Genomic DNA, 22523 nt, shown 5'->3' with positions numbered 1-22523 from the left:
GCTTCCCTCCGCCTGCCCCCGTCGGCCCCGCAACGCCACACCAAACACCTATCATTGGTTGTATTTCTACGGTAGGATGCCCCAAAAATACCACTGAACGTCTGAAGGGGGCCGGGCGGATGAGGGGGGATGTGATTGCGCGCACCGTCGCACCGGTGCTGCTTGTTCTCGCGACATCGGGCTGCGAGTCCTGGATCAACAAGCATGTTTCTCCGGACAGTGCGCCGCCGGGGGTGTCCTATACGCCGCCCCTGCCTTCGGCAACATCGGGGTCTTCCGCAACGGCCGGATCATCCGGCGATGAGAACGGCATCAAGTTCGTCGGCAGCGTCGCCGCGGCGATCGAGCACGCGGAAGCCTGGCGGACCACCTACTACAGGGCGGTTCAAGAATCCGAGTACTTGAAGAGCGCCACCGCCCTGGCCCTGATACCCATCTCCGCGGCGGCCCTCTACCTCGGCATCACCTCGACCAGCGGCGCCAGCCGGGACGTGATCACCGGGCTCGGGATCGGCGGGGCGTCCCTCTTCACGGCGGCCAACTACCTCTCGGCGCCGACGGCGAACCAGATCTACCTCGCCGGCTCCAAGGCGATGGGCTGCGTCGTCCTCGCCGCAAGGCCGCTGCTGGTGGAGGAAAAGGTGTTCGAACACCTGGAGACCTCGCTGGATACAATCAGAAAGCAGATTCCCGTGGTCCAGGCGCACATTCGTGGCCTGAAGGTCGCGCGTCAGGCCCGTATGAAGATGCTCGCCAACGAAACTGAATTTCTCGCACAGTTGGAAGCGGTGCTGAGCGAGGCCGAAGCCGGTATCGACGCCGCGCAGGAAGCGCTGCGCAAAGGAAACGCCTACCGCGCCCAGATCATCACCGCGCACCTGACCATCAACACCGTCGTCCGGAACGTCCGCGACGAGGTGAGCCTGCAACTCGATGCCCAGCTCCCGACCCTGCAATCGCTGGCTCAGGTGGTCAGCGGCATCGGCAGCCTCGCCCCTCAGATATCACAAACCAGCCGCTTCGCCCCGCTGCGCCAGGATTTCATCGAGGGGAAGCCAAAAGGACTGGATCAAAGCCTGAGAGACCCGGAGATAAAAACCGCCAAAGAAGCCCTCAAAGACAAGGCCGGCAAGCTGGAAGACGAAGTCGACAAGCTGGCCGAAGCGGTTGCGGCCATCGCCGACATCCTGAACGACGCCGACGCCCTGGAAGCGGTCCTCTCGACGATCAATGCCTGCTCCGTCGAGCGCGTGCCGGGCACCTTCGAGGTCGAGCCGGCGGACCCGGAAATCGAGATCCTGGCCGGCGAGACAATCACCTTCTCCGCCATCGGCGGGTCGGGCAACTACGGCGCCAACCTCAGCGGCCCCGCCGCCTCCGGTCTGAGCCTGAAAAGAGAATTGCCGGAGGAGGGCTTTGGCATGTCGTTCCTCCTCACGGCCAAGAGCAATGCGGAACCGGGCGAAGCGAAGATCGTCGTCCGCGATTCGAGCCTCGGAAACCGCCACGAAGCGAAGATCGTCATCAAGAAGAAGACCGACGGGCAGGAACCTCCTCCGCCTCCAAACGAGGAAGACAGAGGCGCAACTGACAGGGGCGAAACCGACAAAGCCGCGGCCTTCAACGCCATTGAAGCAGCGGACGGCGCAACCGCCGAGGAGCTGCGCAAACGCATCCAGAGGGCGCTCTGCCTGACTTCGAAGAATCCGGTCGACGGCATCGACGACATCGACGGCCAATGGGGGCCGCGCACTGAGAAGGCCGCAGGCCTGTTTCAGGAGCAGATAGACGCCCCGGCGAAAGACGGCGCCCTCACGAAAGGCCAGGTCGAAGCGCTGATCGCTGCCGACAGCGACAGCATCGACGCCCGCTGCTCGGCCACCGTGCTCGCCGTCTACAAGAGTTTCGCCGACGAGATCGAAACCCAGGGCGTTCCGGTCGAAGGCGTGGAGGGCTTGGACGTCACTGTTTCGGGCACTTCCCTGCCCGCCGACATAGACGGGCTTATCGTTCTCACACTTGCCTTCTCCGGAGACGGCGGCGGCGACTTGAACGAGCATGAGAAGTTCAAGAAAGCCGTGGAATCGATCCTTAAATTCGCAAAAAGCGACGATCACTGGATAGGGCTGAGCCAGATCGCGGTGCAGATCGAAGCGCAGTGACAAGGTCGCCACCGCCCGGATAAGGGAGGGACGATATGACACGACCCACACGACCGAAGGCCTGGATGCGGGCGACCGCGGAAGCGACCCGCAGGCGTGCTCCGGAAGGCGCCGCGGAGGCCGTCAAGGTGTTCCACAGCGACCTGGACCGCAAGCAGCAGCTCCAGCTCGCCAACGAGATCGCCGAGACGCGAGGAGCGGAACTCTGCCGCGCCTATCCCAACGTGATCGATGTCGGCGCCGGGTTCCGCACCCGCCGGGACAAAGCCGGGACGCCCCGTAAGCGCAAGGACGCGGCCGTCGTCTTCTACGTCTCGCGAAAATGGGCTGAGGAACGCGGGTCAAAACCCGAAGATGCGATCCCGCGACACCTCTACACCTATGTCAACGTCAAGCGGCGGCGCAAGCTCTGCGCCGTTCCGACCGATGTCGCGGATGCCAATGACGAGGGCGCGGCGAAAGTGCAGGCGAACACCCGCCGCGTTCGTGTCCAGCCGGCCCCATTACCTCACCCGGGCATAGGAACCCTGACCTGCCTGATCCGGAGGTCCACGCTGCCGAGGCGGGTCTTCGCGATCAGCTGCCGGCATGTCTTGAGCCTTTCCGCCGACCATCACGGCCGCAGGTTCGCAATCTGGCCCGTGGGCGATGCCGCCGACGACAGGCCGCTGGGCAAGACGCGGAATGTTCTGGGGGAGTTGTGCAACGGACCGGAACCGAGCCTCGACGCACAGCTTTGCGAGGTGACGGCGGAGCGGGCCGTCCTGCGCCGCGTTTTCGGCGGCCTGACGCTTTCGGGCGCCGTCACGTCACCGGACGACCTCCCGGAGAGGGCGGTGATCCTGACGTCTCATGGCCGCGTCAAAGCCCGCGGGCTTCGCATCGCGCATCGCTCCCTGCCGTACTCTCACCCCTCGCTGAAGGAGGTCGTCCACAGGAAGCTGATCGTCACGGAGTTCGTCGGCGCTGGCACCGAACGCGGCGACAGCGGCGCGGCCCTCGTGACCCTGGGCGAAAAGCCCCTTCTCGTCGGCATGCACATCGCCGCCTCGGAGAACGGGAGATTCTCCTACGCGATCCCGGCGGCTCATTTTCTCGACCCTCGGCTCTACAAGAAGGGCACCGTTGGGTCGGAAAAATGGACTCTTGTCGCCCCCTGACCGCGCGCCTCTCCGCTCAGATCAACCGCTTGCGGAGCTGGGAGGAGACGATGTCGATGATGGAGACCACGGCCACCACGACGATGATGACGGCCGCGGCGCGGTCATACTGGAAAGCGCGGAAGGACTCGTAGAAGGTGAAGCCGATGCCGCCGGCGCCGACGATGCCCAGCACCGTGGCCGAGCGCACCAGGGTCTCGAAGCGGTAGAGCGAGAAGCTGGACCACAGCGGCAGGACCTGCGGGATGACGCCGTAGATCACCTGCTGCAAGCGGCTGGCGCCCGTCGCGCGGATGCCCTCCACCGGGCGAGGGTCGATGGCCTCTACCGCCTCGGAGAACAGCTTGGAGATGACGCCCAGGTTATGGATGAAGAGAGCCATGACCCCGGCAAAAGGCCCCAGGCCCACCGCGGCCACGAAGAGGATGGCGAAAACCAGCTCGTTGATCGCGCGGGCCGCGTCCATCAGGCGCCGCATGGGCTGTACGATCCAGACCGGCGCGATGTTGTTGGAGGACAGCAGCGCGCAGGGGATGCCGGCGGCGATCGACAGCACGGAGCCCCAGAGCGCGATCTGTACCGTCTCCACCATCTTCTGGATGAAGAGGTCCAAATCGGAGAAGTCGGGGCTTAGAAAGTCGCCGATGAAAACCGCCATGTTGTCGGCGTCGGTGATCAGGAAGGTCCAACGGTCGACCTCGGCCGGATAGTAGGACACCCCCAGCATCACGGCGATGATCACCGCCACCCCGGCGCGCTTGAGAAAGCCGCTCCAGCGCGGCTTCAGCGCCTCGCGCAACTCGGGCGAGAGGCCGTCCAGCGGTGGGGCGGAGGATACGGCGTTGGCGGTGGCGAAGCTCATGGGCGGCGGTTTCCCGGAAGGCGGCAAATCAGGAATTTACGGAGAAGGATGAAAGAGAGACCGGGGGTGCCGGGAGCGGTTCCGGAAAACCGCCCCGGCGTCCCGTGACATCGGCTCAGTATCCGGCTGCGCCGACGATCTTGGCGTAGGCCTGCAGGTCCTTCAGCTTTTCCTCGGCCGCCTTCACGCCCGCCTCGTCGCCGGCGTTCTGGGCCTTGATCTTGGCCTTGAAGGCCTCGATCTGGCGCACGTCGAGCAACTGCGCGTCGGACGACGCCAGGAAGGGCCCCCAGCCATCGGACATGCTCGCCAGCACCTCACGCTCGCGCTTCACCTTGTCCGCGTCGCCGAAGCGGCCGTACTGCATGAAGAAATAGTAGATCTTCTGCTTGGCGTCCCCGGCCAGTTCCTTGCGCCATACCATCGGGTCGGAGGGGATCATCGGCGAGCGCCAGATCTCCTTGATATTGGCGGCGGCTTCCGGATTGGACTTGGCGAGGCGCGCGTAGATCGATTCGGTGTTGTTGGTGGCCACGTCGACCTTGCCCGTGGCGACGGCCATGGCGTTGCCTTCGTGGTTGGAGTTGGTGACCCGCGCGAAGCAGTCCTCGGGAGTCTTGTCGTTCAACGCCCAGACGTAGTAGCCGGGAATCGCGAAGCCCGAGGTGGAGTTCGGGTCGCCGTTGCCGAAGGTCAGCGTCTTGTCGCAGGTCAGCACATCGTCCAGGGAGTTGATCTTGCTGTCCTTGTTGACGATCAGCAGGGAGTAGTAGCCCTTGGAGCCGTCATCCTTGATGGTCTGGGCGAAGACTTCGCCGCCGGCACGGTCCACGGCCTCGATGGCCGACTTGTTGCCGAACCAGGCGACGTCGACCTTGCCGAAGCGCATACCCTCGATGACGCCCGCATAGTCGGAGGCGAAGAAGGGCTTCACCTTCACGCCGAGACTCTTCTCCATGTCCTCGAGGAAGGGGCTGAAGGACTTCTCGAGGGCCGAGGAGGACTCGGTCGAGATGATGCCGAAGTTGATCTGGTCCGGCATCTCGGCCTGGGCGACGCTGGCGATGCCAGCGCTCAGGGCCAGGGCCGTCACGAGACCGGCGGCGGTGGTGAGGGTCTTGAGCATCATTTACTCCTGTTTGTCTGATGCGAAATTGGAGATAAGGGTCAGGCGTTGACCGCCAGGCGGGCGGCGAGGCCGTCCTGGCGGTCCAGACCGTTGCCCGGATAGGCGCCAAGCGGCGGCCGCGACGGCCCGATCTTGGAGGGGGCCTTCACGAGGTCGAGGCTGCCCGCCTCCACCCCGTAGAGATCGGCGATGTCGTCCGGCGTGATGGCGCCGGTCGGCCCGTTGTGGATTACGCGGCCGTCCTTCAGCGCGATGAGGCGGTCGCAATGCTCGAAGGCGTGATCGATCTGGTGCAGGGAGACGATCACCGTGGTCCTGTCCTGGCGGTTGATCTCGCGCAGGGTCGACATGATGAGCCTGGCCGAGGCCGGGTCCAGGGAGGCGATGGGCTCGTCGGCGAGGATCAGCCGGGCCTGCTGGGTGAGCACCCGGGCGATGGCGCCACGCTGCTGCTGGCCGCCGGACAGCGTGGAGGCGCGCTGGTGCGCCTGCGCGATGAGGCCGACGCGCTCCAGCGCCTGCAGCGCCTTCACCCGGTCGTCCTGGGGAAAGAGGCCCAACGTGCCGCGCCAGCGCGGGATGCGCCCCAGCCGCCCGGCCAGCACGTTGGTCAGCAGCGACAGGCGGTTGATCAGGTTGAACTGCTGGAAGATGACGCCGACGTCACGGCGCAGCACCTCGCTGTGCTCGCAGAAGCGGCCGTCCTTCTGGGTTTCCCTGCCGAAGAGGGCGATGCGGCCTTCGGTGCCGCGGTCCATGCGCTCCAGGCCGCAGATGAGGCGGATCAAGGTCGACTTGCCGGAGCCCGAAGCGCCGATCAACCCGACCATCTCGCCTTCGCGCACCTCCAGGTCGACGCCGTGCAGTACGGTCTTGTCGCCGAAAGACTTGCGGACGCGCTTGAGCGCAATTGCGGACATGCGGAGACCCCCCTGGATACGATGGTCCCGGCCCCAATCGGCCGAGCGGATCGCCCCAAGCTCTACAGTCCGCTTGTGACTCTATGATGACAGCTATGCTGCTGTTTTCTTGCGGCCGCGCGATGCGAACGCGCGAAGGCTTGCCCTACTCCGCGGCCCGCCTTGCCCGCACCGCCGGATTCTTCCGCTCCTTCAGCTTGTGGCCGACGTCGGCGATGGCGTTGATCGCCGGCACGAGCTGCTGGCCGAGATCGGTGAGGGAGTACTCGACGGAGGGCGGCGAGGTCGGCTTCACCTCGCGCCGGACGACGCCCTTGGCCTCCAGGTCGCGGAGCCGGGCGGTCAGCACCTTGGCCGAGATCCTGGGGATGTCGACGCGCAGTTCGTTGAAGCGCCGCGGCCCGCCGCTGAGGTACCAGATGACGTTGGGCGTCCACGCGCCCTTCAGCACCTCCATGCAGGTGGACAGCGGACACTCATAGGGCGGCTCCGGGCTGCGGTTCTTGCGTATCTTCAGAGCCATAGGATTGCCTTCCAGGTCCTCGGGTTACCGATGGTAACCATTAGTTACCGAATGGATACTCGATAATCACATAACCATCAACCAGCAGGTATACAAAAGTAACTATCGACCCTACGTCTTCGGTGCGCCGCAGCCGCGGCCGTTCCGAAGCAACAGGAGACTGACGCAATGAAGCTGTATTACCTCCCCGGGTCCTGTTCCCTCGCCTCCCACATCGCTTTGCGCGAGATCGGCGCCGCCTTCGATCTGGAGCGCATCGATGCCGCCAACAAGAGCGCCGACTTTCTGGCGCTGAATCCCAAGGGTTACGTCCCGGCCCTGACGCTGGACGACGGAGACCTGCTGACGGAGAACGCCGCGATCCTGCAGTTCATCGCCGACACGAAGCCCTCGGCGGCCCTGGCGCCGGCGGCCGGCAGCCGTGAGCGCACCCGCCTGCAGGAACACCTGAACTACGTCGCTACCGAGCTGCACAAGTCCTTCAGTCCGCTCTTCAAGGCCGACAGCAGCGAGGCCGAAAAGGATGCGGCCCGGAAGAAGGTGGCCCTGAAACTCGACTACGTGGAGCAACTGCTCTCCGACGGGCGCAGCTATCTGATGGGCGACAGCTTCAGCGTTGCCGACATCTATCTTTTCGTGGTCGCCAACTGGACCGGACCAACGGAAATCGGGCTCGACAACTGGCCCAGCATCGCCGCTTTCCAGAAGAGGATTGCCGCCCGCGAGTCGGTCCAGGCGGCGTTGAAGGCCGAAGGCCTCGCGGCCTGAGCGGGGCCATGGACCAACGCTTCGCAGAGGTGGCGGCCGTCTTGCAGACCTACTTCGACGGCCTCCACCACAGCGACACCGGAAGGCTCAAACGGGTCTTCCACCCGCTGGCCCACTACGTCACGGCGACCGAAGCGGTGGACCAGGGAGACCAGCCGGTGCATCTGACGATGGCGCAGTACTTCCCCATCGTCGATGCCCGGCCGTCCCCGGCCAGCCGCGGCGAGCCGCGCCGCGACCGCGTCGTCTCGGTGGAGTTCGCCGGGCCGGTCACCGCCCTCGCCCGGGTGGAATGCGCGATCGGCCCGAAGTTCTTCACCGACCTGCTGACCCTGATCTTCGTCGGGGGCCGCTGGCAGATCGTTTCCAAGGTCTTCCACTTCGATCTCGACGAAGAAAGCTGAACAGAGGAAGAAGAAGCCCCATGCCCTACGTGAACGTAAAGATCACCCGCGAAAGTGCCACCGCGGAACAGAAGGCGGCACTCATCAAGGGCGTCACCGACCTTCTGGTTCAGGTGCTGGACAAGAATCCCGCCACCACCCACGTCGTCATCGACGAGGTAGAGCTGGAGGACTGGGGCCTGGGCGGGCTGCCGGTGGAGGAGTTCCGCCGGCGTCAGAAAACGCCCGCAGCCGGCTGAAGCCGCAACAAGGCCCACGGAGACTGCAAAGGGACGTTGCGCGAGCGCCCCTTTTCTTTCGCCGATCTCCGCGTTCGACCGGGACACCGGGCCTCTATGCCTCCGGCGGAACAAGAAAGCCCGGGACAAGCACCGGATGTTGCCATGCAGACCTGGCCGCGATACTCCTTTGCCCATGGAGCATGCTTGCACAACATCGAGGACACGCCATGGCCATTGATCCGATCGCCGTCTGGGCAAACATGAAACTGAAGACTTGGCCAGAGCGCTACTGGATGCTCGCGCTTAGCGACGACAACGCCTCCGCCGCCGCGGCGGCGATGCGTAATGCAGAGGGACGCTATGCTTCCTTGATCCGTGACCAGGGGTGCCTCTCCGTCATTCTCGACGAAGCTGCCCTGGCCGAACTGGAGAAGGAAGCACCGGTGCGCGAACGATTCGGGCCGTTCAAAATCGTCTCGACCGACGGCGAGTTGCCTTTCGACGTCATCGGCTTCCTCCGCCCTCTTCTCGAGGTCTTGAACGGCGCCGGAATTAAAGCCGGGCCCCAGTGCGGCGCGGACTTCGATCACCTCTTCATCTACGAGAAGGACATTCGGCGCGCCGAGGAGCTGATGGACGGCTTCGTCGCCGCCGCAAAGCAGAAAAAAGCCGCGTCCTGATCCTCGCGTCCCCAACGCCGGGATGCTACCCAAGCAGCGCCGTCGCCATCCACTTGTTGAAGCAATGCGTCGGGCCGTCCATTGCCGGCGAGAAGACGCCCCCTTCGAATGCCGGCGAGGCGCGCCCCGCCTGCATGCCTTCCACCACCCCGCGGTCTTCCTCGAAGACCGTGAGCCATTGGCGGGCGTTGGTGGCGCGCAGATCGGCATAGGCGTCGCCCAGGGCCGCATCGTCGAAGTAGTATATCTCGAAGTGTTCGCGGGTGGCGCCGGCGGCGAGCGGCTCCAGCACGACCGTAAAGAAGTGGTCGGAATGGACGCCGAAAAGAACGTTGGGGAAGAGCGCCAGATACTCTCCGGCGCCGTACCAGCTCTGCGGCAAGCCGGGGTGGGCCGGAAACTGCCGCCCGTCGCCGCTCAGCGCCGGGCGGTAAGCGGTGCTGCCCTGCCCGGCCATGTGTCCCGCCTCCTCGATGGCATAGTGATCCTCCAGGCGGGAGTACTGGTTCAGGGCCGGGTGTATCCACGGCAGGTGATAGGCCTCGCAGTAGTTCTCCACCGCCAGCTTCCAGTTGCAGTTCAGCTCGATGGCAAAGGCCGAGTCGGCGCCGCCGTGACGCAGGCGCGCCGGATCGAAGGCGCTCCAGCGCGCGGCAATGGGCGCGATGAAATCCTCGAAAGGCGGCGCCTCGCCGGAGAGGTCGATGAAGACCGCATCGCACCACACGGCGCTGCGCACCTCCTTGAGGCCGTGCTTCGACTTGTCGAAGCCCTCGCAGGTCTTGGTGCCCGGCCCGCCGATGAATGGCGTGGCCTTGAGGCTGCCGTCCAGGCTGTAGCTCCAGGAATGATAGCGGCAGCGGATCAGGCCCTTGGACCTGCAGGGCGCGCTCACCAGTTCCAGCCCGCGGTGGCTGCAGACGTTGTGGAACACCTTGATCTCACCCGCGCGGTCGCGCAGCAGCAGCAGCGGCAGGCCGAACAGCTGCAGCGGTTTCAGATCGCCCGGCTCCGCCACCCAGTTGCCCACACCGATGCAGGTCCAGGTCTTTGCCAGCACCTCGTCGCGCTCCGCGGCAGCGAAGGCCTCGGAGGTATAGGCCGCGTTGGGCAGGCCGCCGGCCTCGGCGATGGGCAGCAGAACGCGCTGCAGCGCCAGCCGCTCGGCCTCGATCTCTTTGGGCAACCATGTGGTCATTTCCGCCTCCGCGCCAAGGGGATGCCATGCTTAACGGCTTCCACTCTTCCGCGCCTCGGGCGAAGGCCGCGACAGCATTCGCGACAGGGCTGTTTCAGGAGCGACAGACCCTCCGATCGGCTCTTTGATCTCTGTCATCGACAGGACCCGGGACCTGGCCGACAACTGGCCCTTTGGCATAGGAAGGAGAGCGAATTGCACAAGGACTGGAAGACGGCGAACCAGACGCTGTCGCAGGCCATCACCGACTACCGCAAGGCGTCGCCGGAACTGGCGAGGGCCTTTTCCGGGCTCGCCAATGTGGCGACGGCCCCGGGCGAGCTTTCACCGAAGACCAAGGAACTGATCGCCTTGGGGATCGGCATTGCCGGCCGCTGCGACGGCTGCATCGGCTTTCACACCGCCGCCGCCATCCGCCACGGAGCGACCCGCGCCGAGATCCTGGAGACCATTGACGTGGCGATCTACATGGGCGGCGGGCCGTCCTACGTCTACGGCGCCCAGGCCCTGGAGGCCTTCGATCAGCTTTCGGGGAGTTGAGAGTGCAGGAGCCGGCGGGCCGACGCCGCGGGCACATATCCTCGACTTCCTCTCCGTCGTCGTCCCGGCACTTGTTGCCGGGACCCATTGCCGTATCCGCGCAACGGCCGGTCGGAAATTTACCCCGGGGCAGATGCCAATGGGTCCCGGGGTCAAGCCCCGGGACGACAGAGGCGTGATTACGTCACCGCCCGCAGATAGCGGATCGGGCGGCCTGCGGAGGCGGCGTTGGCCGCCGCGACGATGGCCGCCGTGTCGATGCGGTGGTGGCCGTAGAGGTCCTCGATGGTGCCGGTCTGGCCGAAATGCTCGACGCCCAGCGCCTGCACCCGGTGGCCGCGCACCGAGCCCAGCCAGGACAGCGTGGTCGGGTGGCCGTCCAGCACCGTGACCAGCCCGGAGTCGCGATCGATGGGCGCCAGCAGGTTCTCGATGTGGGAGCGCGCGTTGACGGCGCCCTCCTGACGCGCCCGCTCGGCGGCGTGCCAGCCGGCGCTCAAGCGGTCGGCGGAGGTCACCGCCAGCACGCCGACGTCGCGGCGATCCTCGGCGATGAGTCCGGCCGCGGCGATGGCTTCCTCCGCCACCACCCCCTGGTAGGCGATGACCACCTCGCAGTTGGGCCCGGGCTTCCTCAGCCAGTAGGCGCCGTTGATGATGTCTGCGGCGATCTCCGTATCGATGCTCCGCTTGGGCTGCTCCAGCGGCCGCGTGGAGAGACGCAGGTAGACCGAACCGCCCTTTTCGTCACGCAACCAGGGACCGGAAGGCTCGCCTTCGCCGTCACGCTGCAGATAGTCGAAGGACCAGCCGAGGATGGTCGAGAGCTCGTCGACGAAGGCCGGCTCGAAGGACGCGAGACCATCCTGCGCCAGGCCGATGAGCGGCGAGGAGACCGACTGATGCGCGCCGCCTTCCGGCGCCAGGGTGACGCCAGAGGGGGTGGCCACCAGGATGAAACGGGCGTCCTGGTAGCAGGCGTAGTTCAGCGCATCCAGGCCGCGCTGGATGAAGGGGTCGTAGAGCGTGCCGATGGGCAGCAGGCGTTCGCCGAACAGCGAATGCGACAGGCCCAGCGCACCCAGCAGCAGGAAGAGGTTCATCTCGGCGATGCCGAGCTCGATGTGCTGACCCTCGGGCGACATCGCCCACTTCTGCGCCGAGGGCACCTGCTGGTCGCGGAAGGTGTCGGCCAGCGGCGTGCGGCTGAACAGACCGCGGCGGTTCACCCAGGGGCCCAGGTTGGTGGAGACGGTGACGTCCGGCGAGGTGGTCACGATGCGCTCGGCCAGCGGCGAATTTCCGCGGGCGATCTCATTGAGGATCTTGCCGAAACCTTCCTGCGTCGACAGGGATCCGCCTTCCGGCGCCGCCAGCTTGGCCGGCACCTCGACGCGCCCGGCGTCATAGCGCCGCCGCCCCTGGGCGTTGAAGGGCACCGCCTTGAGGAAGGCCTCGATGTCCTTTCGTGCCGGCGCCATGGCCTCGAAGGGCTCCCACTCGTGGCCCTCGCGGATGCCCAGGGAGGCGCGGAAGCCCTCCATCTGCTCCGGCGTCATCAGGCCGGCGTGGTTGTCCTTGTGGCCGGCCAGCGGCAGGCCGTGGCCCTTCACCGTGTAGGCGATGAAGCAGACCGGGCGGTCGTGATCGACCGAGTGGAAAGCCTCGAGGACCGCCGGCAGGTCGTGGCCGCCGAGGTTGGTCATGAGGCGCGCCAGTTCATCGTCGCTGCGGGCCTCGATGAGCTTTGTCGCGGGGCCCTGGTCGCCCAGGTCATCCAGGAGACGTTTTCTCCAGGCCGCGCCGCCCTGGAAAGTCAGCGCCGAATAGAGCTGGTTGGGGCAGTCATCGATCCACTGGCGCAGCTTCTCGCCGCCCGGCTCCTTGAAGGCGGCCTCCAGCAGGTGGCCGTACTTGATGGTGATGACCTCCCAGCCCATCGAGCGGAACAGCTTGTCGAACTGGCCGTAGAGGTTCTTGCTCGCCACCGCGTCGAGGCTCTGGCGGTTGTAGTCGATAACCCACCAGGTGTTGCGCAGATCGTGCTTCCAGCCCTCCATGAGGGCTTCGTAGATATTGCCCTCGTCCAGTTCCGCGTCGCCGACCAGCGCCACCATGCGGCCTTCCGGCCGGTCCTTGCTCCAACCTTTGAGGCGCACGTAGTCCTGCACCATGGAGGCGAAAGAGGTGATCGCCACGCCCAGGCCCACCGAGCCGGTGGAGAAGTCGACATCGTCGCCGTCCTTGGTCCGCGAGGGGTAGGACTGGGCACCGCCGAAGCCGCGGAAGTTCTCCAGCTTGTCGCGCGCCTGGTTGCCCAGCAGGTACTGGATGGCGTGAAACACCGGGCTGGCGTGCGGCTTCACCGCGACACGGTCCGCCGGGCGCAGCACGTCGAAATAGAGCGCCGTCATCAACGTGGCGAGCGAGGCGCTGGAGGCCTGATGGCCGCCGACCTTCACCGTGCCTTTCGGGCGGATGTGGTTGGCGTTGTGGATGGTCCAGGACGACAGCCAGAGCACCTTCTGCTCCAGCGCCTGCAACATCTTCAGGTGGCGCGCATCATTGGTCGCCATGGGGGACTCCCTGCTTGGAGAGCGGCTGGAAGGAAGAATACGCCAAAACCCCCTGGCATTTCATGCCAATTACGCCACTTTCCGTAGTCAAATTGGCACCTTCCACTATCCTTCAGGAACGGAATGGCATAATCTGCCAGCCATGAAACTGGACGCCATCGACCGCAAGATCCTCGACGCCCTGCAGGGCAACGGCCGCCTCTCGAACGTTGAACTGGCCGAGCGGGTCGGGCTCTCCCCCTCGCCCTGCCTGCGCCGGGTGCGTCTGCTGGAAGAGGCCGGGGTCATCAAACGCTACGTCGCGCTGCTGAACCAGGACGCCGTCGGCCTGCCGGTCTCGGTCTTCATTTCCATCAAGCTGGAGCGCCAGCACGAGGAAGACCTCGACCGCTTCGAGGCGGAGGTCAGCGGCTATCCCGAAGTGCTGGAGTGCTACCTGATGACCGGGACGCGCGACTACCTGCTGCGCGTGGCCACCGCCGACCTGGCGGCCTACGAGCGCTTCCTCAAGACCAAGCTGACCCGCGTGGAGAACGTCGCCTCCATCGAGTCCAGCTTCGCCCTGCGCCAGGTGAAGTACACCAACTCCCTGCCGCTGGAGACGACGGGCGGCCCGGCAAGAGGGGCCGTCTCATGAACTGCCGCCGACAACAGAACAGGGTTTCCGAGCAATGCGCATTTTCCTGATGCTGCTGGGCGGGATCGTTGCCGCCGGCGCCCTGGCCTTCTGGATCTTCGTGAACGCCATGGCGGCCGGCTTCTACACCAACAACGCCAGCCGTTCTTATGAGTGGTTCACGGAAGAAGCCCTGCTGATCTTCTGGCTGCCTTTTTTGATCGGCGCCGCCATCGCGTTCCTGGGGTGGAAACGCAAGTAGAGCGCGGCGCGCTCAAGCCCCGCCCGGGTCTCCGGCAAGTGGCGGCACCCGCGCGATAACGCCCTTCCGGAAGAAGGGCGGGCGACGCTCCATGGCCGGCACGCCGTGGGGCGAGTCCGCGACCGCGCGGGCGGCCGCCAGGATGTCAGCGAGATCCTTCTCCGCATCGGCATTGCCGATGAGATAGCTCCACCTTTCGGGATCGCCGGCCCCGGCGCGGAAGGCCAGGGTCACGGGACGGTCGCAGACGGCGAAGCATTCGACCGGCGCCACGTCGATGCCGGGCATCTCCGCGGCGGCAGCCAGCAGGGCCTCGTAAAGACGGCGGCCGGCGGGGACCGCCCCGCCGGCCGCATCTTCACAGGAAATACAGACCTGCAGGCAGACCGCCGCCATGAAGGGAGCCGGGCGGCCTAGGCCGCCGCGGCAGCGGCCTGCTTCGCCTCGCCGCGCTGCCAGACGTAGCCGGCGACGGTGCCGGCGAGCGACCAGATCACCGCCATCACCACCAAGGATGCGGCGGCGAAGTGGCCGGAGAGTTCGGCCGGAACCTCGCTGATGAAGCCGTCGGGATGGGGCGCGCCGATCACGTGCGGCAGCACCATCAGCACGATTCCCCCGGCAATCGCCCAGGGCTTGGAAACCCGCAGCGCCAGCCAGAGCCCGGCGGCGGTCGCGACCGCCGTGGCGATCCACCAGATCTGGCGGTCCTCCAGCACCGCCGCGGCCGAGCCCGGCAGTTCCGGGCTGAGCCCCAGCGCCGGGGCGAGCCCCGCCGCCGCAAAGCCGGCGGCGCCCCACATGAGCCCGCTGCGCGCGGAGATGCGGGCGTCGGCCAGCACCATGGCGGAGAGCAGGATCAGCGCGAAGCCGAAGGCCGTGCCGACGGTCACCACCGAGGTATAGAGCGTGCGCTCCAAGCCGTCGGCAGGCGCCCAGACGCTGCCCTCGCCGTGATCTTCGCCGGCGTGCACAAGGATGAGCCGCGCATCGCCGAAGCCACCGCCGTCCAGCCCGGAGTGCGCCACCGCAGGTGCGCCGCCGTTCTCGTAGTGCTCGGCCTGAAGGATCAGCGGCGTGGTGGTGAAGTGCTGCAGCACCGCGCTGGCAATGCCGGCCACGAAGCCTGCGACCAGGGCCGCCCATAAGATGCGATGAAGCATCGCTCTATCTCGTCTCTGCTGGATCAGTGGCAGGGAAAGGCCATGGCGTGGCGCGCGTCGTGCGCCGCGTTGTGCACCACCGCCGAATTCGCGAAGCCGCTGAGGAAAACCAGCCCCAGGCCGAAAGCCAGGGTCGCCGCTGCGATCATGCGCCGGCTTTGGGAAAAGGAAGAAGTCTGGGTCGCGGATTGTGTCGCCGTCTGCATCGTGTCCTCCAACTGCCTATAAGCTTCGGATAGGATCCGCTGGAAAGACATCCGCACGGCACGACGGTCCCGCCTGCCACTCCGCCCTTCCGAGCAACCCCGCCCGGAGTGAGTAAAATCTCGATGGCAGGTCTCCTGGCTCACGGGTCCTCGCTCCACTCCGCCTTCCCGGCCCACGCTAGGGCCAGTGGCTTGCCGGGTGTCGCTCTCCGCTCACAGTTGCGGGGGCAGCCACGGCTTCGGTCCCTGTAGGGTACGCCTCACCGTGTTCCCATTTAATCCGCCGCGCCGTTCGGACTGGCGGAACCATCTGGGGTGACTTTAACCGCGATTCTCCCCGCCCCGCAACATCTCCACGCGGCCCGTGTTGCGAGATCGGCGACCGGACAGTGCGCCGGCGCGCCCTCGGCAACGCGCCCGCCGGCGCCCGCTGCAGGCACTGCAGGACGCAGAGGCGTGGAACCTGGCTGTACTAGAACGTGATCAGGCCAAAGAGATAAGTGACTCCGACCACGACCACCACGGCGACCAGGATACCTTCGACCCAGCGCCAAAGACGCCGGCGTTCGCTGCCTTCCTGCTCGCTCTCGATGACCGAACGATACATGCTGTCTCCCTCCCCGTGCGGCTCCTGAATGGCCTTCCTTCCCGGAAGGTCCCGTTGTCCTGGAGCACCGTCCCTCGCGGTGCCGGGGACCCCGCACGTGGAATAAGGATAGCAAAACCCCATTTGGCCGAGAAGCCCTCACGACAGGGCGCCGGGAGGCGCCGCCATCACTGGCCTGGTAGCGACATCCAGGAGCGGTCCGCAGGCAACCCCAGGCCAATAATCTCTCCGGACAGATCTTAGAATTTGTTCCTAAACACTTGGCGGCGATCGGCGCGGTCCCGCGAGGCGGCCGGCGGCGGCGGCGCGCCACAGGACTTGGATAGCGGGATTGAGAGCCCCCACTCCACAAAGCGCGGCGGGACCGCCCGCCGGCTGCGTCCCGTCCCGCGTCACGAACTAAATGATTATTCTTAAGATCGGTCCAAGATACCGCTTTTGGAGAAAACGGCGCAAAATCGTCATTGCGGTGCAACATTTTTGTTGCATTCAAATGCAAGCCCCGGTATCACCGCGCCCATGAGTGACTCCACGAAAAACTCCAAACCGAAATCGGACCGCGCCTACGAGAAGAAGCGCCGGAACTGCCTCATGTGCAGCTCCGAGTTCATGAGCTCTTGGCCGGGCGAGCGCGTCTGCCAGAACTGCAAGTCCACCAGCGCCTGGCGCGAAGGCATCGCCGCCTAAGGCACGCGATCTTCCCTACCTGACCTTGTCGCCGCGGTTTCCGACTGCGGCGTCAATTGGTTCCGGGACCGGCAAAGGCCGCGCTGCGGCGCCCCCCGCCCGTCTCCACCTCGGTAAATGGAATTGATAAAACCGCGCGGGCCCGCCGGCCCGGCGCGGTTTCGTTCGTTGGCGCCCTCTGCGCCGCACGGCGAGGGAGCGGGATTGCGGCCTTACGACTTGATGTCGATCAGGCTGTCGGTGATTTCGTCCTGGGTACGGAACGCCGCCGCATTGGCTTCGTAGGCCCGCTGCGCCTGGATCTGCGTCACCAGTTCTTCGGCCAGATTAACGTTGGGAATGGCCGCCACGCCGGCGGCATCCGCGTCCGGGCGCCCCGGGGCGTAGACCTCGACCGATGGCGGCTCCACCGGACGCACCTCGGCCCGCACGCCGCCACCCGCGGCGGTGACGTCGTCCACCCGCTTGGGCACGTAGGCGCCCCGCCGCCCCGCCTCAGAGGCTTGGGCCGGGCCACCCTCTCGCACGCCGCGGCTGTGCATGTTGGCAATGTTGTCCGCCGAGACGGCCAGGCGCTTGCTCTGCGCCATCAGTCCCGACAGAGACGCCGAAAATCCGGCAATCATGGGCGACCCCTTCAGTCCACAGTAAGCAGGCGATCCTACGCCCCTGCGCATTCAAGTTCAAATATTTGAATTTTATACGATTTTTATGAAAGCACCGGAGCTCCGGCGGCCTTTGGCGCCGCCGCCCACTGGTTTCGGCCCGGCATCCAACATATATAGGCTTGATATATGCTGGATCGATATATTAAATGCGCTTCCGAGTAGTCATGAACTCTGGGCGATAACCTAATGGATGCAAAGACCCTCTGCCTCGGTGCCCTGCTGCGCGGCGAAGCCAGCGGCTATGAGATCAAGAAAGCCTTCGAGGAAGGGCCCTTCAGCCACTTTCACCAGGCCAGCTTCGGCTCCATCTATCCGGCCCTCAACGCGCTGAACGCCGAGGGGTTGATCGCCGGCCGTGCCCAGGCCCAGGACAAGCGGCCGGACAAGAAGCTCTACGCCATTACGGCGAAAGGCCGTAACGCGCTGATTGCCGCGCTGATGGCCGAGCCGGCGCCGGACGCCGTGCGCTCCGATCTTCTCTTTATCCTGTCATTTGCCCATTTCCTGCCGCCCGCGCGCGTCGGCCATCTGATCGATCAGCGTATCGCCTGGTACCGCGAGGCCTTGGATCGCATGGAAGACTGCGCCTGCGGCATGATCGCCTCACCCGGCTCCTCCTTCGTGCGCGGTATGGGGATCGCCGTCTACCGCGCCGCCGCCGACTACCTGGAAGCCCATCGCGACGAACTGGTCGCCGAAATCAGCGAGTCCGCCACGCTGGTGGCCGAATAGGGCCCTGATAACTCGCAGGGCGGGCGGAAACGAAGACCGCCGTTCCTGCGTATCGTGAAAAGACAACGACATGATGCCCACAAGCGAACGTCCCTTCTGTCACCGAACCGTGAGCGCCCCCCGATGAAACGCTCTGTCATCTTCGCGGCGCTGCTCGCCGTCGCCGCCACCCTCTGGGTCCTTTCGGGCCAGCTCGGCGAGAGCGGTGCCCAGCCCGAGGCGCAGAAGCCTCCAGCCGACCTGCGGGCCCTCGACGAGGCGCCGGCCGTGCGCGTGCGCAGGTCGAGCGCCGAACTGCACGCGGTGATCGACCTGCTGCGCGGCCGTACGGAAGCCAATCGCCTGGTCGAGATCAAATCGGAGACCGACGGGCGCATTGTCGAGCTTACCGTCGAGGACGGCGCCCGCGTGTCCGAGGGCGAGGTGATCGCGCGCCTGTCGGCCGGCGACCGCCCGGCGCGCCTCGCCGAGGCCAAGGCTCTGCTGGCCCAGCGCAAGATCGAGCACGAGGCCGACCGGAAGCTGTCCAAGAAGGGGTTCCGGGCCGAAACCCAGCTCGCCGCCAGTCAGGCCGAATTGGAAGCCGCCGAGGCGGCGGTGAAGATCGCCGAGGTCGAACTCGCCTACACCCGCATCCGCGCGCCCTTCGATGGCGTCATCGACAACCGTGTGGTCGAAATCGGCGATTTCGTCGACCGCGGCGACGCCATCGCCCAACTGGTCGAGCTGGACCCGGTGCTCATCGTCACCCAGGTCAACGAGCGCGACGTCCAGCGTCTGTCGGTCGGCACCCCCGGCACGGCACGCCTGATGACCGGAGACGCGGTGCAGGGCCATATCCGGCACATCTCTACCGTGGCCGACAAAGCGACCCGCACTTTCCGCGTGGAGCTGGAAGTGGCCAACCCCGACGGCGCTATCGCCGACGGCATGACCGCGGAGATCGCCCTGCCCCTCAGCCGGGTGCAGGCTCACTTGGTGTCGCCGGCGATCCTGACGCTGTCCGACGGGGGCCTGATCGGCATCAAGGCGGTCGACGACAGCGGCCGCGTTGTCTTTCATCCGGTGAAGATCGTCGACACCGACAACGACGGCGTGTGGATCTCCGGCCTGCCCAACGAAGTCAACTTGATCACCGTCGGGCAGGAATACGTCGGAAACGGAGAGGCCGTGCGCGCGATCCCCGAGTCCGAGGTGGAAGAACGGCTGAAGGGATTGTCGTCTTGAACGCCATCATCGACGCCGCCATCTCCCACAGCCGCACGGTGATCCTGGCGCTGATCCTGATCCTTGCGGCCGGCAGCTTCGCCTACGTCTCCATTCCCAAGGAAGATTCGCCTGATATCAACATCCCGACGCTCTATGTCAGCGTGACACATGAGGGCATCGCGCCGGAGGATGCCGAACGGCTTCTCATCAAACCGCTGGAAAAGCAGCTGCGCGCCATCGAAGGCGTGAAGGAGATGACGGCCACCGCCTACCTGGGCGGCGCCAACGTGGTGATGGAGTTCGATGCCGGCTTCGACGCCGACCAGGCGCTGATCGACGTCCGCGAGAAGGTCGACCTGGCCAAGCCCGAGTTGCCCGAGGACGCCGACGAGCCGACAGTGCATGAAATCAACCTCTCGCTCTTCCCGGTGTTGACGGTATCGCTCTCGGGCACGGCGCCGGAGCGCACGCTGCTGCGCATCGCCCGCGACCTGCAGGACCGTATCGAGGGCGTTTCCAGCGTCCTGGAAGCCAATATCGTCGGCGACCGCGACGAGCTGCTGGAGGTCGTTATCGACCCTCTCGCGCTGGAGAGCTACAACCTGGACGCTGAGGACATCATCACCATGGTGTCCAAGTCGAACCGGGTGATTGCCGCCGGCGCCCTGGACACCGGACAGGGTAGATTCGCGATCAAGGTGCCCGGTCTCTTCGAGACCATGGAAGACATCGTGAACCTGCCCGTGAAGGTAAACGGCGATGCGGTAGTGCGGTTTCGCGACATCGCCAGCCTGCGCCGCACCTTCAAGGACTCCGACGGCTACGCGCGCCTGAACGGACAGTCCGCCCTGGCGCTGGAAGTTTCGAAACGCACCGGCGAGAACATTATCGAGACGATCGAGAACGTCCGTGCCGCGGTCGAGGAGGCGCGCGGTAGCTGGCCGGAGACCGTCACCGTAGCCTACAGCCAGGACAAGTCGACGGACATCCGCAACAACCTGCTGGATCTGCAGAACAACGTGCTGAGCGCCATCCTGCTGGTCATGGTGGTGGTGGTCGCGGCGCTGGGCATCCGCACGGCCTGTTTCGTCGGCATCGCCATTCCCGGATCGTTCCTCACCGGTATCCTGGTGCTCTCGGTCGCCGGGCTGACCGTCAATATCGTGGTGCTCTTCGCCCTGATCCTGGCCGTCGGCATGCTGGTCGACGGCGCCATCGTGGTAACCGAATATGCCGACCGCAAGATGAGCGAAGGCCTGCCGAAGAAGCAGGCCTATGCCCTGGCCGGAAAACGCATGGCCTGGCCGATCATCGCCGCCACGGCAACGACCCTCGCCGCCTTCCTGCCGCTGATGTTCTGGCCCGGCGTGGTCGGCGAGTTCATGAAATACCTGCCGTTGACCCTCATCGCCACGCTGTCCGCCTCCCTGGTCATGGCGCTGATCTTCGTGCCGACCCTGGGTTCGGTCTTCGGCAAGCCGGGCGGCACCGCCGACCCGGAGACGATGAAAGCGCTGGCCGCCGGCGAGAGCGGGCAGCTACAGGACATCCATGGCCTGACCGGAATTTACCTGAAGGGACTGGGCGTCGCTCTCAACCATCCGGCAAAGGTTCTGCTTGCCGCCGTCCTGGTCCTCATCGCCGTGATGTGGTCCTACGGCACCTTCGGGCGCGGCGTCGAGTTCTTCCCCGATGTCGAGCCGCAGAATGCGGTGCTGCAGCTTCACGCCCGCGGCAATCTCTCCGTCGACGAGCGCGACGAGCTGGTCCACCAAGTCGAGCAGGTCGTGCTGGCCGTGCAGCGCGAGCACGGGGAGTTCCATGCCATTACCGCCCAGTCGATGGCTTCCTCAGGCCAGCAGGGCGGCGAGGAAGCCGAGGACGTCATCGGCAAGATCACCCTGGAGTTCACCGACTGGTTCTCGCGCCGTCCTGCCAACGAGATTCTCACGGAGATCCGCCAGCGCAGCGAGATCTTCGCCGGCGTTCATGTGGAAGCGCGCAAGGAGGAAGCCGGCCCGCCGGTCGGCAAGCCGGTGCAGATCCAAATTTCCGCCCTCGATCCCGCGCTGATCGAACCCGCCGCCAAACGCGTTGCCGCCGGGCTGGCGGAGCTGGGCGGCTTTGTCGACGTGGAGGACGGCGCGCAGATTCCCGGCATCGAATGGGAGCTGGCGGTAGATCGCGCCCAGGCCGCGAAGTTCGGAGCCGACGTCAGCCTGATCGGCAGCTACGTGCGCATGATCACCAACGGCATGAAACTAGGCGACTACCGTCCCGACGACAGCGCCGAAGAAATCGATATCGTCGTCCGCCTGCCCGAGCAGTACCGCAATATCGAGCAGCTCGACCGTATCCGGATGCAGACCTCGTCCGGCATGGTACCGATCTCCAACTTCGTCACCCGCATCGCCAAGCCCAGGGTGGGTTTGCTGCGCCGGTCGGACAGCCATCGGGCCATGACCGTGAAGGCCGACGTGGCGCCGGGCCTGCTGGTCGACGATAAGGTACGGGAAGTGCGCGCCTGGCTGGGCGGAGAGCAATTCGATCCGCGCCTCAGCTTCGACTTCAAGGGCGAGGACGAGGAGCAGAAAGCCGCCCAGGCCTTCCTGGGCAAGGCCTTCGGTGTGGCGCTATTCCTCATGGCCATCATTCTGGTCACCCAGTTCAACAGCTTCTACAGCGCCTTCCTGATCCTGACCGCGGTCATCATGTCGACGGTGGGGGTGATGATCGGCCTGCTGGTCACGCATCAGCCCTTCGGTATCGTCATGTCGGGCATCGGCGTCATCGCCTTGGCCGGGATCGTGGTGAACAACAACATCGTGCTGATCGACACCTTCGACCGGCTGCGCGAGGACACGGATTCGGTGCGCGAAGCCATCCTGCGCACCGGCGCCCAACGCCTGCGCCCAGTGATGCTGACCACCATCACCACCATCCTGGGCCTCATGCCCATGGTCTTGGCCACCAACATCGACTTCTTTTCACGCACGGTGCAGGTCGGTGCGCCCTCAACCCAGTGGTGGCGTCAGCTCGCCACGGCCATCGCCTTCGGTCTCACCTTCGCGACCCTGCTGACCCTGGTGGTCACGCCCTCGGCCTTGATGCTGCGGGAGAATGTCGGACGCTTCGTCCGCCGCCGGAGACGCCATTCCGCAGCCGAGAACAAGGACGGGAAAGCCGGTGGCAAGAAGGGTGACGGGCGTATGCCCGCAGCGGCGGAGTAG

The 22523-nt window shown here is 65.6% G+C and carries 24 protein-coding genes and 1 riboswitch; of the genes, 13 read left to right on the top strand and 11 right to left on the bottom strand.

Going from position 1 to position 22523, the window contains the following annotated elements:
• Nucleotides 1–131: 131 nt before the first annotated feature.
• Together AAFN88_RS11655 and AAFN88_RS11650 are read left to right on the top strand one after the other, a co-directional pair.
• Complete coding sequence (locus AAFN88_RS11655; RefSeq protein WP_347520480.1) at nt 132–2162, top strand: hypothetical protein; 2031 nt, start codon at nt 132–134, stop codon at nt 2160–2162.
• 65 nt (nt 2163–2227) lie between these two features.
• A complete protein-coding gene (locus tag AAFN88_RS11650; protein WP_347520479.1) occupies nt 2228–3322 on the top strand; it encodes a hypothetical protein in 1095 nt (364 codons plus the stop codon).
• A 16-nt stretch (nt 3323–3338) separates the two neighbouring features.
• On the opposite strand, the gene phnE is transcribed toward AAFN88_RS11650, so the two are convergent.
• From phnE to AAFN88_RS11630, 4 genes are all read right to left on the bottom strand, one after another.
• Complete coding sequence (gene phnE / locus AAFN88_RS11645; RefSeq protein WP_347520478.1) at nt 3339–4184, bottom strand: phosphonate ABC transporter, permease protein PhnE; 846 nt, start codon at nt 4182–4184, stop codon at nt 3339–3341.
• 115 nt (nt 4185–4299) lie between these two features.
• On the bottom strand, nt 4300–5313 hold the full coding sequence (gene phnD / locus AAFN88_RS11640; protein ID WP_347520477.1) for a phosphonate ABC transporter substrate-binding protein: 1014 nt from the start codon (nt 5311–5313) through the stop codon (nt 4300–4302).
• Nucleotides 5314–5351: 38 nt separating this feature from the next.
• Nucleotides 5352–6233 (bottom strand): phosphonate ABC transporter ATP-binding protein, encoded by an 882-nt coding sequence (gene phnC / locus AAFN88_RS11635; RefSeq protein WP_347520476.1) that lies wholly within the window; start codon nt 6231–6233, stop codon nt 5352–5354.
• Nucleotides 6234–6378: 145 nt separating this feature from the next.
• Nucleotides 6379–6756 (bottom strand): helix-turn-helix domain-containing protein, encoded by a 378-nt coding sequence (locus tag AAFN88_RS11630; protein WP_347520475.1) that lies wholly within the window; start codon nt 6754–6756, stop codon nt 6379–6381.
• A 168-nt stretch (nt 6757–6924) separates the two neighbouring features.
• On the opposite strand from AAFN88_RS11630, the gene gstA reads away from it, so the two are divergent.
• From gstA to AAFN88_RS11610, 4 genes are all read left to right on the top strand, one after another.
• Nucleotides 6925–7524, top strand: coding sequence for a glutathione transferase GstA (gene gstA / locus AAFN88_RS11625; protein WP_347520474.1), 600 nt, complete (start codon nt 6925–6927; stop codon nt 7522–7524).
• Between the two features lie 8 nt (nt 7525–7532).
• Nucleotides 7533–7928: a nuclear transport factor 2 family protein gene (locus AAFN88_RS11620; protein ID WP_347520473.1), complete on the top strand. Its 396-nt coding sequence runs from the start codon at nt 7533–7535 to the stop codon at nt 7926–7928.
• Between the two features lie 20 nt (nt 7929–7948).
• Entirely contained in the window at nt 7949–8167 is a 219-nt protein-coding gene (locus AAFN88_RS11615; protein ID WP_347520472.1) for a 4-oxalocrotonate tautomerase family protein, read from the top strand.
• Between the two features lie 209 nt (nt 8168–8376).
• Nucleotides 8377–8829: a hypothetical protein gene (locus tag AAFN88_RS11610; RefSeq protein ID WP_347520471.1), complete on the top strand. Its 453-nt coding sequence runs from the start codon at nt 8377–8379 to the stop codon at nt 8827–8829.
• Between the two features lie 25 nt (nt 8830–8854).
• On the opposite strand, the gene AAFN88_RS11605 is transcribed toward AAFN88_RS11610, so the two are convergent.
• Complete coding sequence (locus tag AAFN88_RS11605) at nt 8855–10027, bottom strand: aromatic ring-hydroxylating dioxygenase subunit alpha (RefSeq protein WP_347520470.1); 1173 nt, start codon at nt 10025–10027, stop codon at nt 8855–8857.
• Nucleotides 10028–10222: 195 nt separating this feature from the next.
• Here AAFN88_RS11605 and AAFN88_RS11600 point away from each other — a divergent pair, with 195 nt between their 5' ends.
• On the top strand, nt 10223–10567 hold the full coding sequence (locus tag AAFN88_RS11600; RefSeq protein ID WP_347520469.1) for a carboxymuconolactone decarboxylase family protein: 345 nt from the start codon (nt 10223–10225) through the stop codon (nt 10565–10567).
• A 179-nt stretch (nt 10568–10746) separates the two neighbouring features.
• Here the strand turns inward: AAFN88_RS11600 and AAFN88_RS11595 are convergent, their stop codons facing one another.
• The gene (locus AAFN88_RS11595; RefSeq protein ID WP_347520468.1) at nt 10747–13143 is read right to left on the bottom strand and encodes a transketolase; all 2397 of its coding nucleotides are present in this window, start codon (nt 13141–13143) and stop codon (nt 10747–10749) included.
• 142 nt (nt 13144–13285) lie between these two features.
• Here AAFN88_RS11595 and AAFN88_RS11590 point away from each other — a divergent pair, with 142 nt between their 5' ends.
• Together AAFN88_RS11590 and AAFN88_RS11585 are read left to right on the top strand one after the other, a co-directional pair.
• Nucleotides 13286–13780 (top strand): Lrp/AsnC family transcriptional regulator, encoded by a 495-nt coding sequence (locus tag AAFN88_RS11590; RefSeq protein WP_347520467.1) that lies wholly within the window; start codon nt 13286–13288, stop codon nt 13778–13780.
• 34 nt (nt 13781–13814) lie between these two features.
• A complete protein-coding gene (locus AAFN88_RS11585) occupies nt 13815–14021 on the top strand; it encodes a hypothetical protein (RefSeq protein WP_347520466.1) in 207 nt (68 codons plus the stop codon).
• A gap of 12 nt (nt 14022–14033) precedes the next feature.
• On the opposite strand, the gene AAFN88_RS11580 is transcribed toward AAFN88_RS11585, so the two are convergent.
• The 4 genes from AAFN88_RS11580 to AAFN88_RS11565 all read right to left on the bottom strand — a co-directional run bounded on the left by AAFN88_RS11580 (nt 14034) and on the right by AAFN88_RS11565 (nt 15997).
• Complete coding sequence (locus AAFN88_RS11580) at nt 14034–14417, bottom strand: DUF1636 domain-containing protein (RefSeq protein ID WP_347520465.1); 384 nt, start codon at nt 14415–14417, stop codon at nt 14034–14036.
• Nucleotides 14418–14434: 17 nt separating this feature from the next.
• Nucleotides 14435–15184, bottom strand: a complete 750-nt coding sequence (locus AAFN88_RS11575; protein ID WP_347520464.1) for a CbtA family protein — start codon at nt 15182–15184, stop codon at nt 14435–14437.
• 23 nt (nt 15185–15207) lie between these two features.
• Nucleotides 15208–15390 carry a CbtB domain-containing protein gene (locus AAFN88_RS11570; RefSeq protein WP_347520463.1) on the bottom strand — a complete coding sequence of 61 codons (183 nt, stop codon included), beginning with the start codon at nt 15388–15390 and terminating at the stop codon, nt 15208–15210.
• A 107-nt stretch (nt 15391–15497) separates the two neighbouring features.
• Nucleotides 15498–15716, bottom strand: a riboswitch (cobalamin riboswitch).
• Between the two features lie 146 nt (nt 15717–15862).
• Nucleotides 15863–15997 (bottom strand): hypothetical protein, encoded by a 135-nt coding sequence (locus AAFN88_RS11565; RefSeq protein ID WP_264373113.1) that lies wholly within the window; start codon nt 15995–15997, stop codon nt 15863–15865.
• 519 nt (nt 15998–16516) lie between these two features.
• Here AAFN88_RS11565 and AAFN88_RS11560 point away from each other — a divergent pair.
• Nucleotides 16517–16684: a hypothetical protein gene (locus AAFN88_RS11560; protein WP_347520462.1), complete on the top strand. Its 168-nt coding sequence runs from the start codon at nt 16517–16519 to the stop codon at nt 16682–16684.
• 212 nt (nt 16685–16896) lie between these two features.
• On the opposite strand, the gene AAFN88_RS11555 is transcribed toward AAFN88_RS11560, so the two are convergent.
• A complete protein-coding gene (locus AAFN88_RS11555; protein WP_347520461.1) occupies nt 16897–17310 on the bottom strand; it encodes a flagellar basal body rod C-terminal domain-containing protein in 414 nt (137 codons plus the stop codon).
• Between the two features lie 228 nt (nt 17311–17538).
• On the opposite strand from AAFN88_RS11555, the gene AAFN88_RS11550 reads away from it, so the two are divergent.
• From AAFN88_RS11550 to AAFN88_RS11540, 3 genes are all read left to right on the top strand, one after another.
• Nucleotides 17539–18084, top strand: a complete 546-nt coding sequence (locus AAFN88_RS11550; protein ID WP_347520460.1) for a PadR family transcriptional regulator — start codon at nt 17539–17541, stop codon at nt 18082–18084.
• 123 nt (nt 18085–18207) lie between these two features.
• Nucleotides 18208–19311, top strand: coding sequence for an efflux RND transporter periplasmic adaptor subunit (locus AAFN88_RS11545; protein ID WP_347520459.1), 1104 nt, complete (start codon nt 18208–18210; stop codon nt 19309–19311).
• The gene (locus AAFN88_RS11540) at nt 19308–22523 is read left to right on the top strand and encodes an efflux RND transporter permease subunit (protein WP_347520458.1); all 3216 of its coding nucleotides are present in this window, start codon (nt 19308–19310) and stop codon (nt 22521–22523) included. The genes AAFN88_RS11545 and AAFN88_RS11540 overlap by 4 nt, the downstream gene beginning before the upstream one ends.

Source organism: Pelagibius sp. CAU 1746 (assembly GCF_039839785.1).
In the GTDB taxonomy this organism is placed as follows: domain Bacteria; phylum Pseudomonadota; class Alphaproteobacteria; order Kiloniellales; family Kiloniellaceae; genus Pelagibius.
Note: the sequence above shows the minus strand (reverse complement) of the source record. Positions and strands in the feature narration are given on the sequence as shown.

Coding starts and splice junctions, on each gene's coding strand:
- AAFN88_RS11605 (WP_347520470.1), bottom strand. CDS start 10,027: ATGACCACATGGTTGCCCAAAGAGATCGAGGCCGAGCGGCTGGCGCTG.
- phnC (WP_347520476.1), bottom strand. CDS start 6,233: ATGTCCGCAATTGCGCTCAAGCGCGTCCGCAAGTCTTTCGGCGACAAG.
- phnD (WP_347520477.1), bottom strand. CDS start 5,313: ATGATGCTCAAGACCCTCACCACCGCCGCCGGTCTCGTGACGGCCCTG.
- AAFN88_RS11585 (WP_347520466.1), top strand. CDS start 13,815: ATGCGCATTTTCCTGATGCTGCTGGGCGGGATCGTTGCCGCCGGCGCC.
- AAFN88_RS11650 (WP_347520479.1), top strand. CDS start 2,228: ATGCGGGCGACCGCGGAAGCGACCCGCAGGCGTGCTCCGGAAGGCGCC.
- AAFN88_RS11555 (WP_347520461.1), bottom strand. CDS start 17,310: ATGATTGCCGGATTTTCGGCGTCTCTGTCGGGACTGATGGCGCAGAGC.
- AAFN88_RS11590 (WP_347520467.1), top strand. CDS start 13,286: ATGAAACTGGACGCCATCGACCGCAAGATCCTCGACGCCCTGCAGGGC.
- AAFN88_RS11570 (WP_347520463.1), bottom strand. CDS start 15,390: ATGCAGACGGCGACACAATCCGCGACCCAGACTTCTTCCTTTTCCCAA.
- AAFN88_RS11595 (WP_347520468.1), bottom strand. CDS start 13,143: ATGGCGACCAATGATGCGCGCCACCTGAAGATGTTGCAGGCGCTGGAG.
- AAFN88_RS11580 (WP_347520465.1), bottom strand. CDS start 14,417: ATGGCGGCGGTCTGCCTGCAGGTCTGTATTTCCTGTGAAGATGCGGCC.
- AAFN88_RS11615 (WP_347520472.1), top strand. CDS start 7,949: ATGCCCTACGTGAACGTAAAGATCACCCGCGAAAGTGCCACCGCGGAA.
- AAFN88_RS11550 (WP_347520460.1), top strand. CDS start 17,539: ATGGATGCAAAGACCCTCTGCCTCGGTGCCCTGCTGCGCGGCGAAGCC.
- AAFN88_RS11575 (WP_347520464.1), bottom strand. CDS start 15,184: ATGCTTCATCGCATCTTATGGGCGGCCCTGGTCGCAGGCTTCGTGGCC.
- gstA (WP_347520474.1), top strand. CDS start 6,925: ATGAAGCTGTATTACCTCCCCGGGTCCTGTTCCCTCGCCTCCCACATC.
- AAFN88_RS11630 (WP_347520475.1), bottom strand. CDS start 6,756: ATGGCTCTGAAGATACGCAAGAACCGCAGCCCGGAGCCGCCCTATGAG.
- AAFN88_RS11620 (WP_347520473.1), top strand. CDS start 7,533: ATGGACCAACGCTTCGCAGAGGTGGCGGCCGTCTTGCAGACCTACTTC.
- AAFN88_RS11610 (WP_347520471.1), top strand. CDS start 8,377: ATGGCCATTGATCCGATCGCCGTCTGGGCAAACATGAAACTGAAGACT.
- AAFN88_RS11545 (WP_347520459.1), top strand. CDS start 18,208: ATGAAACGCTCTGTCATCTTCGCGGCGCTGCTCGCCGTCGCCGCCACC.
- AAFN88_RS11560 (WP_347520462.1), top strand. CDS start 16,517: ATGAGTGACTCCACGAAAAACTCCAAACCGAAATCGGACCGCGCCTAC.
- phnE (WP_347520478.1), bottom strand. CDS start 4,184: ATGAGCTTCGCCACCGCCAACGCCGTATCCTCCGCCCCACCGCTGGAC.
- AAFN88_RS11565 (WP_264373113.1), bottom strand. CDS start 15,997: ATGTATCGTTCGGTCATCGAGAGCGAGCAGGAAGGCAGCGAACGCCGG.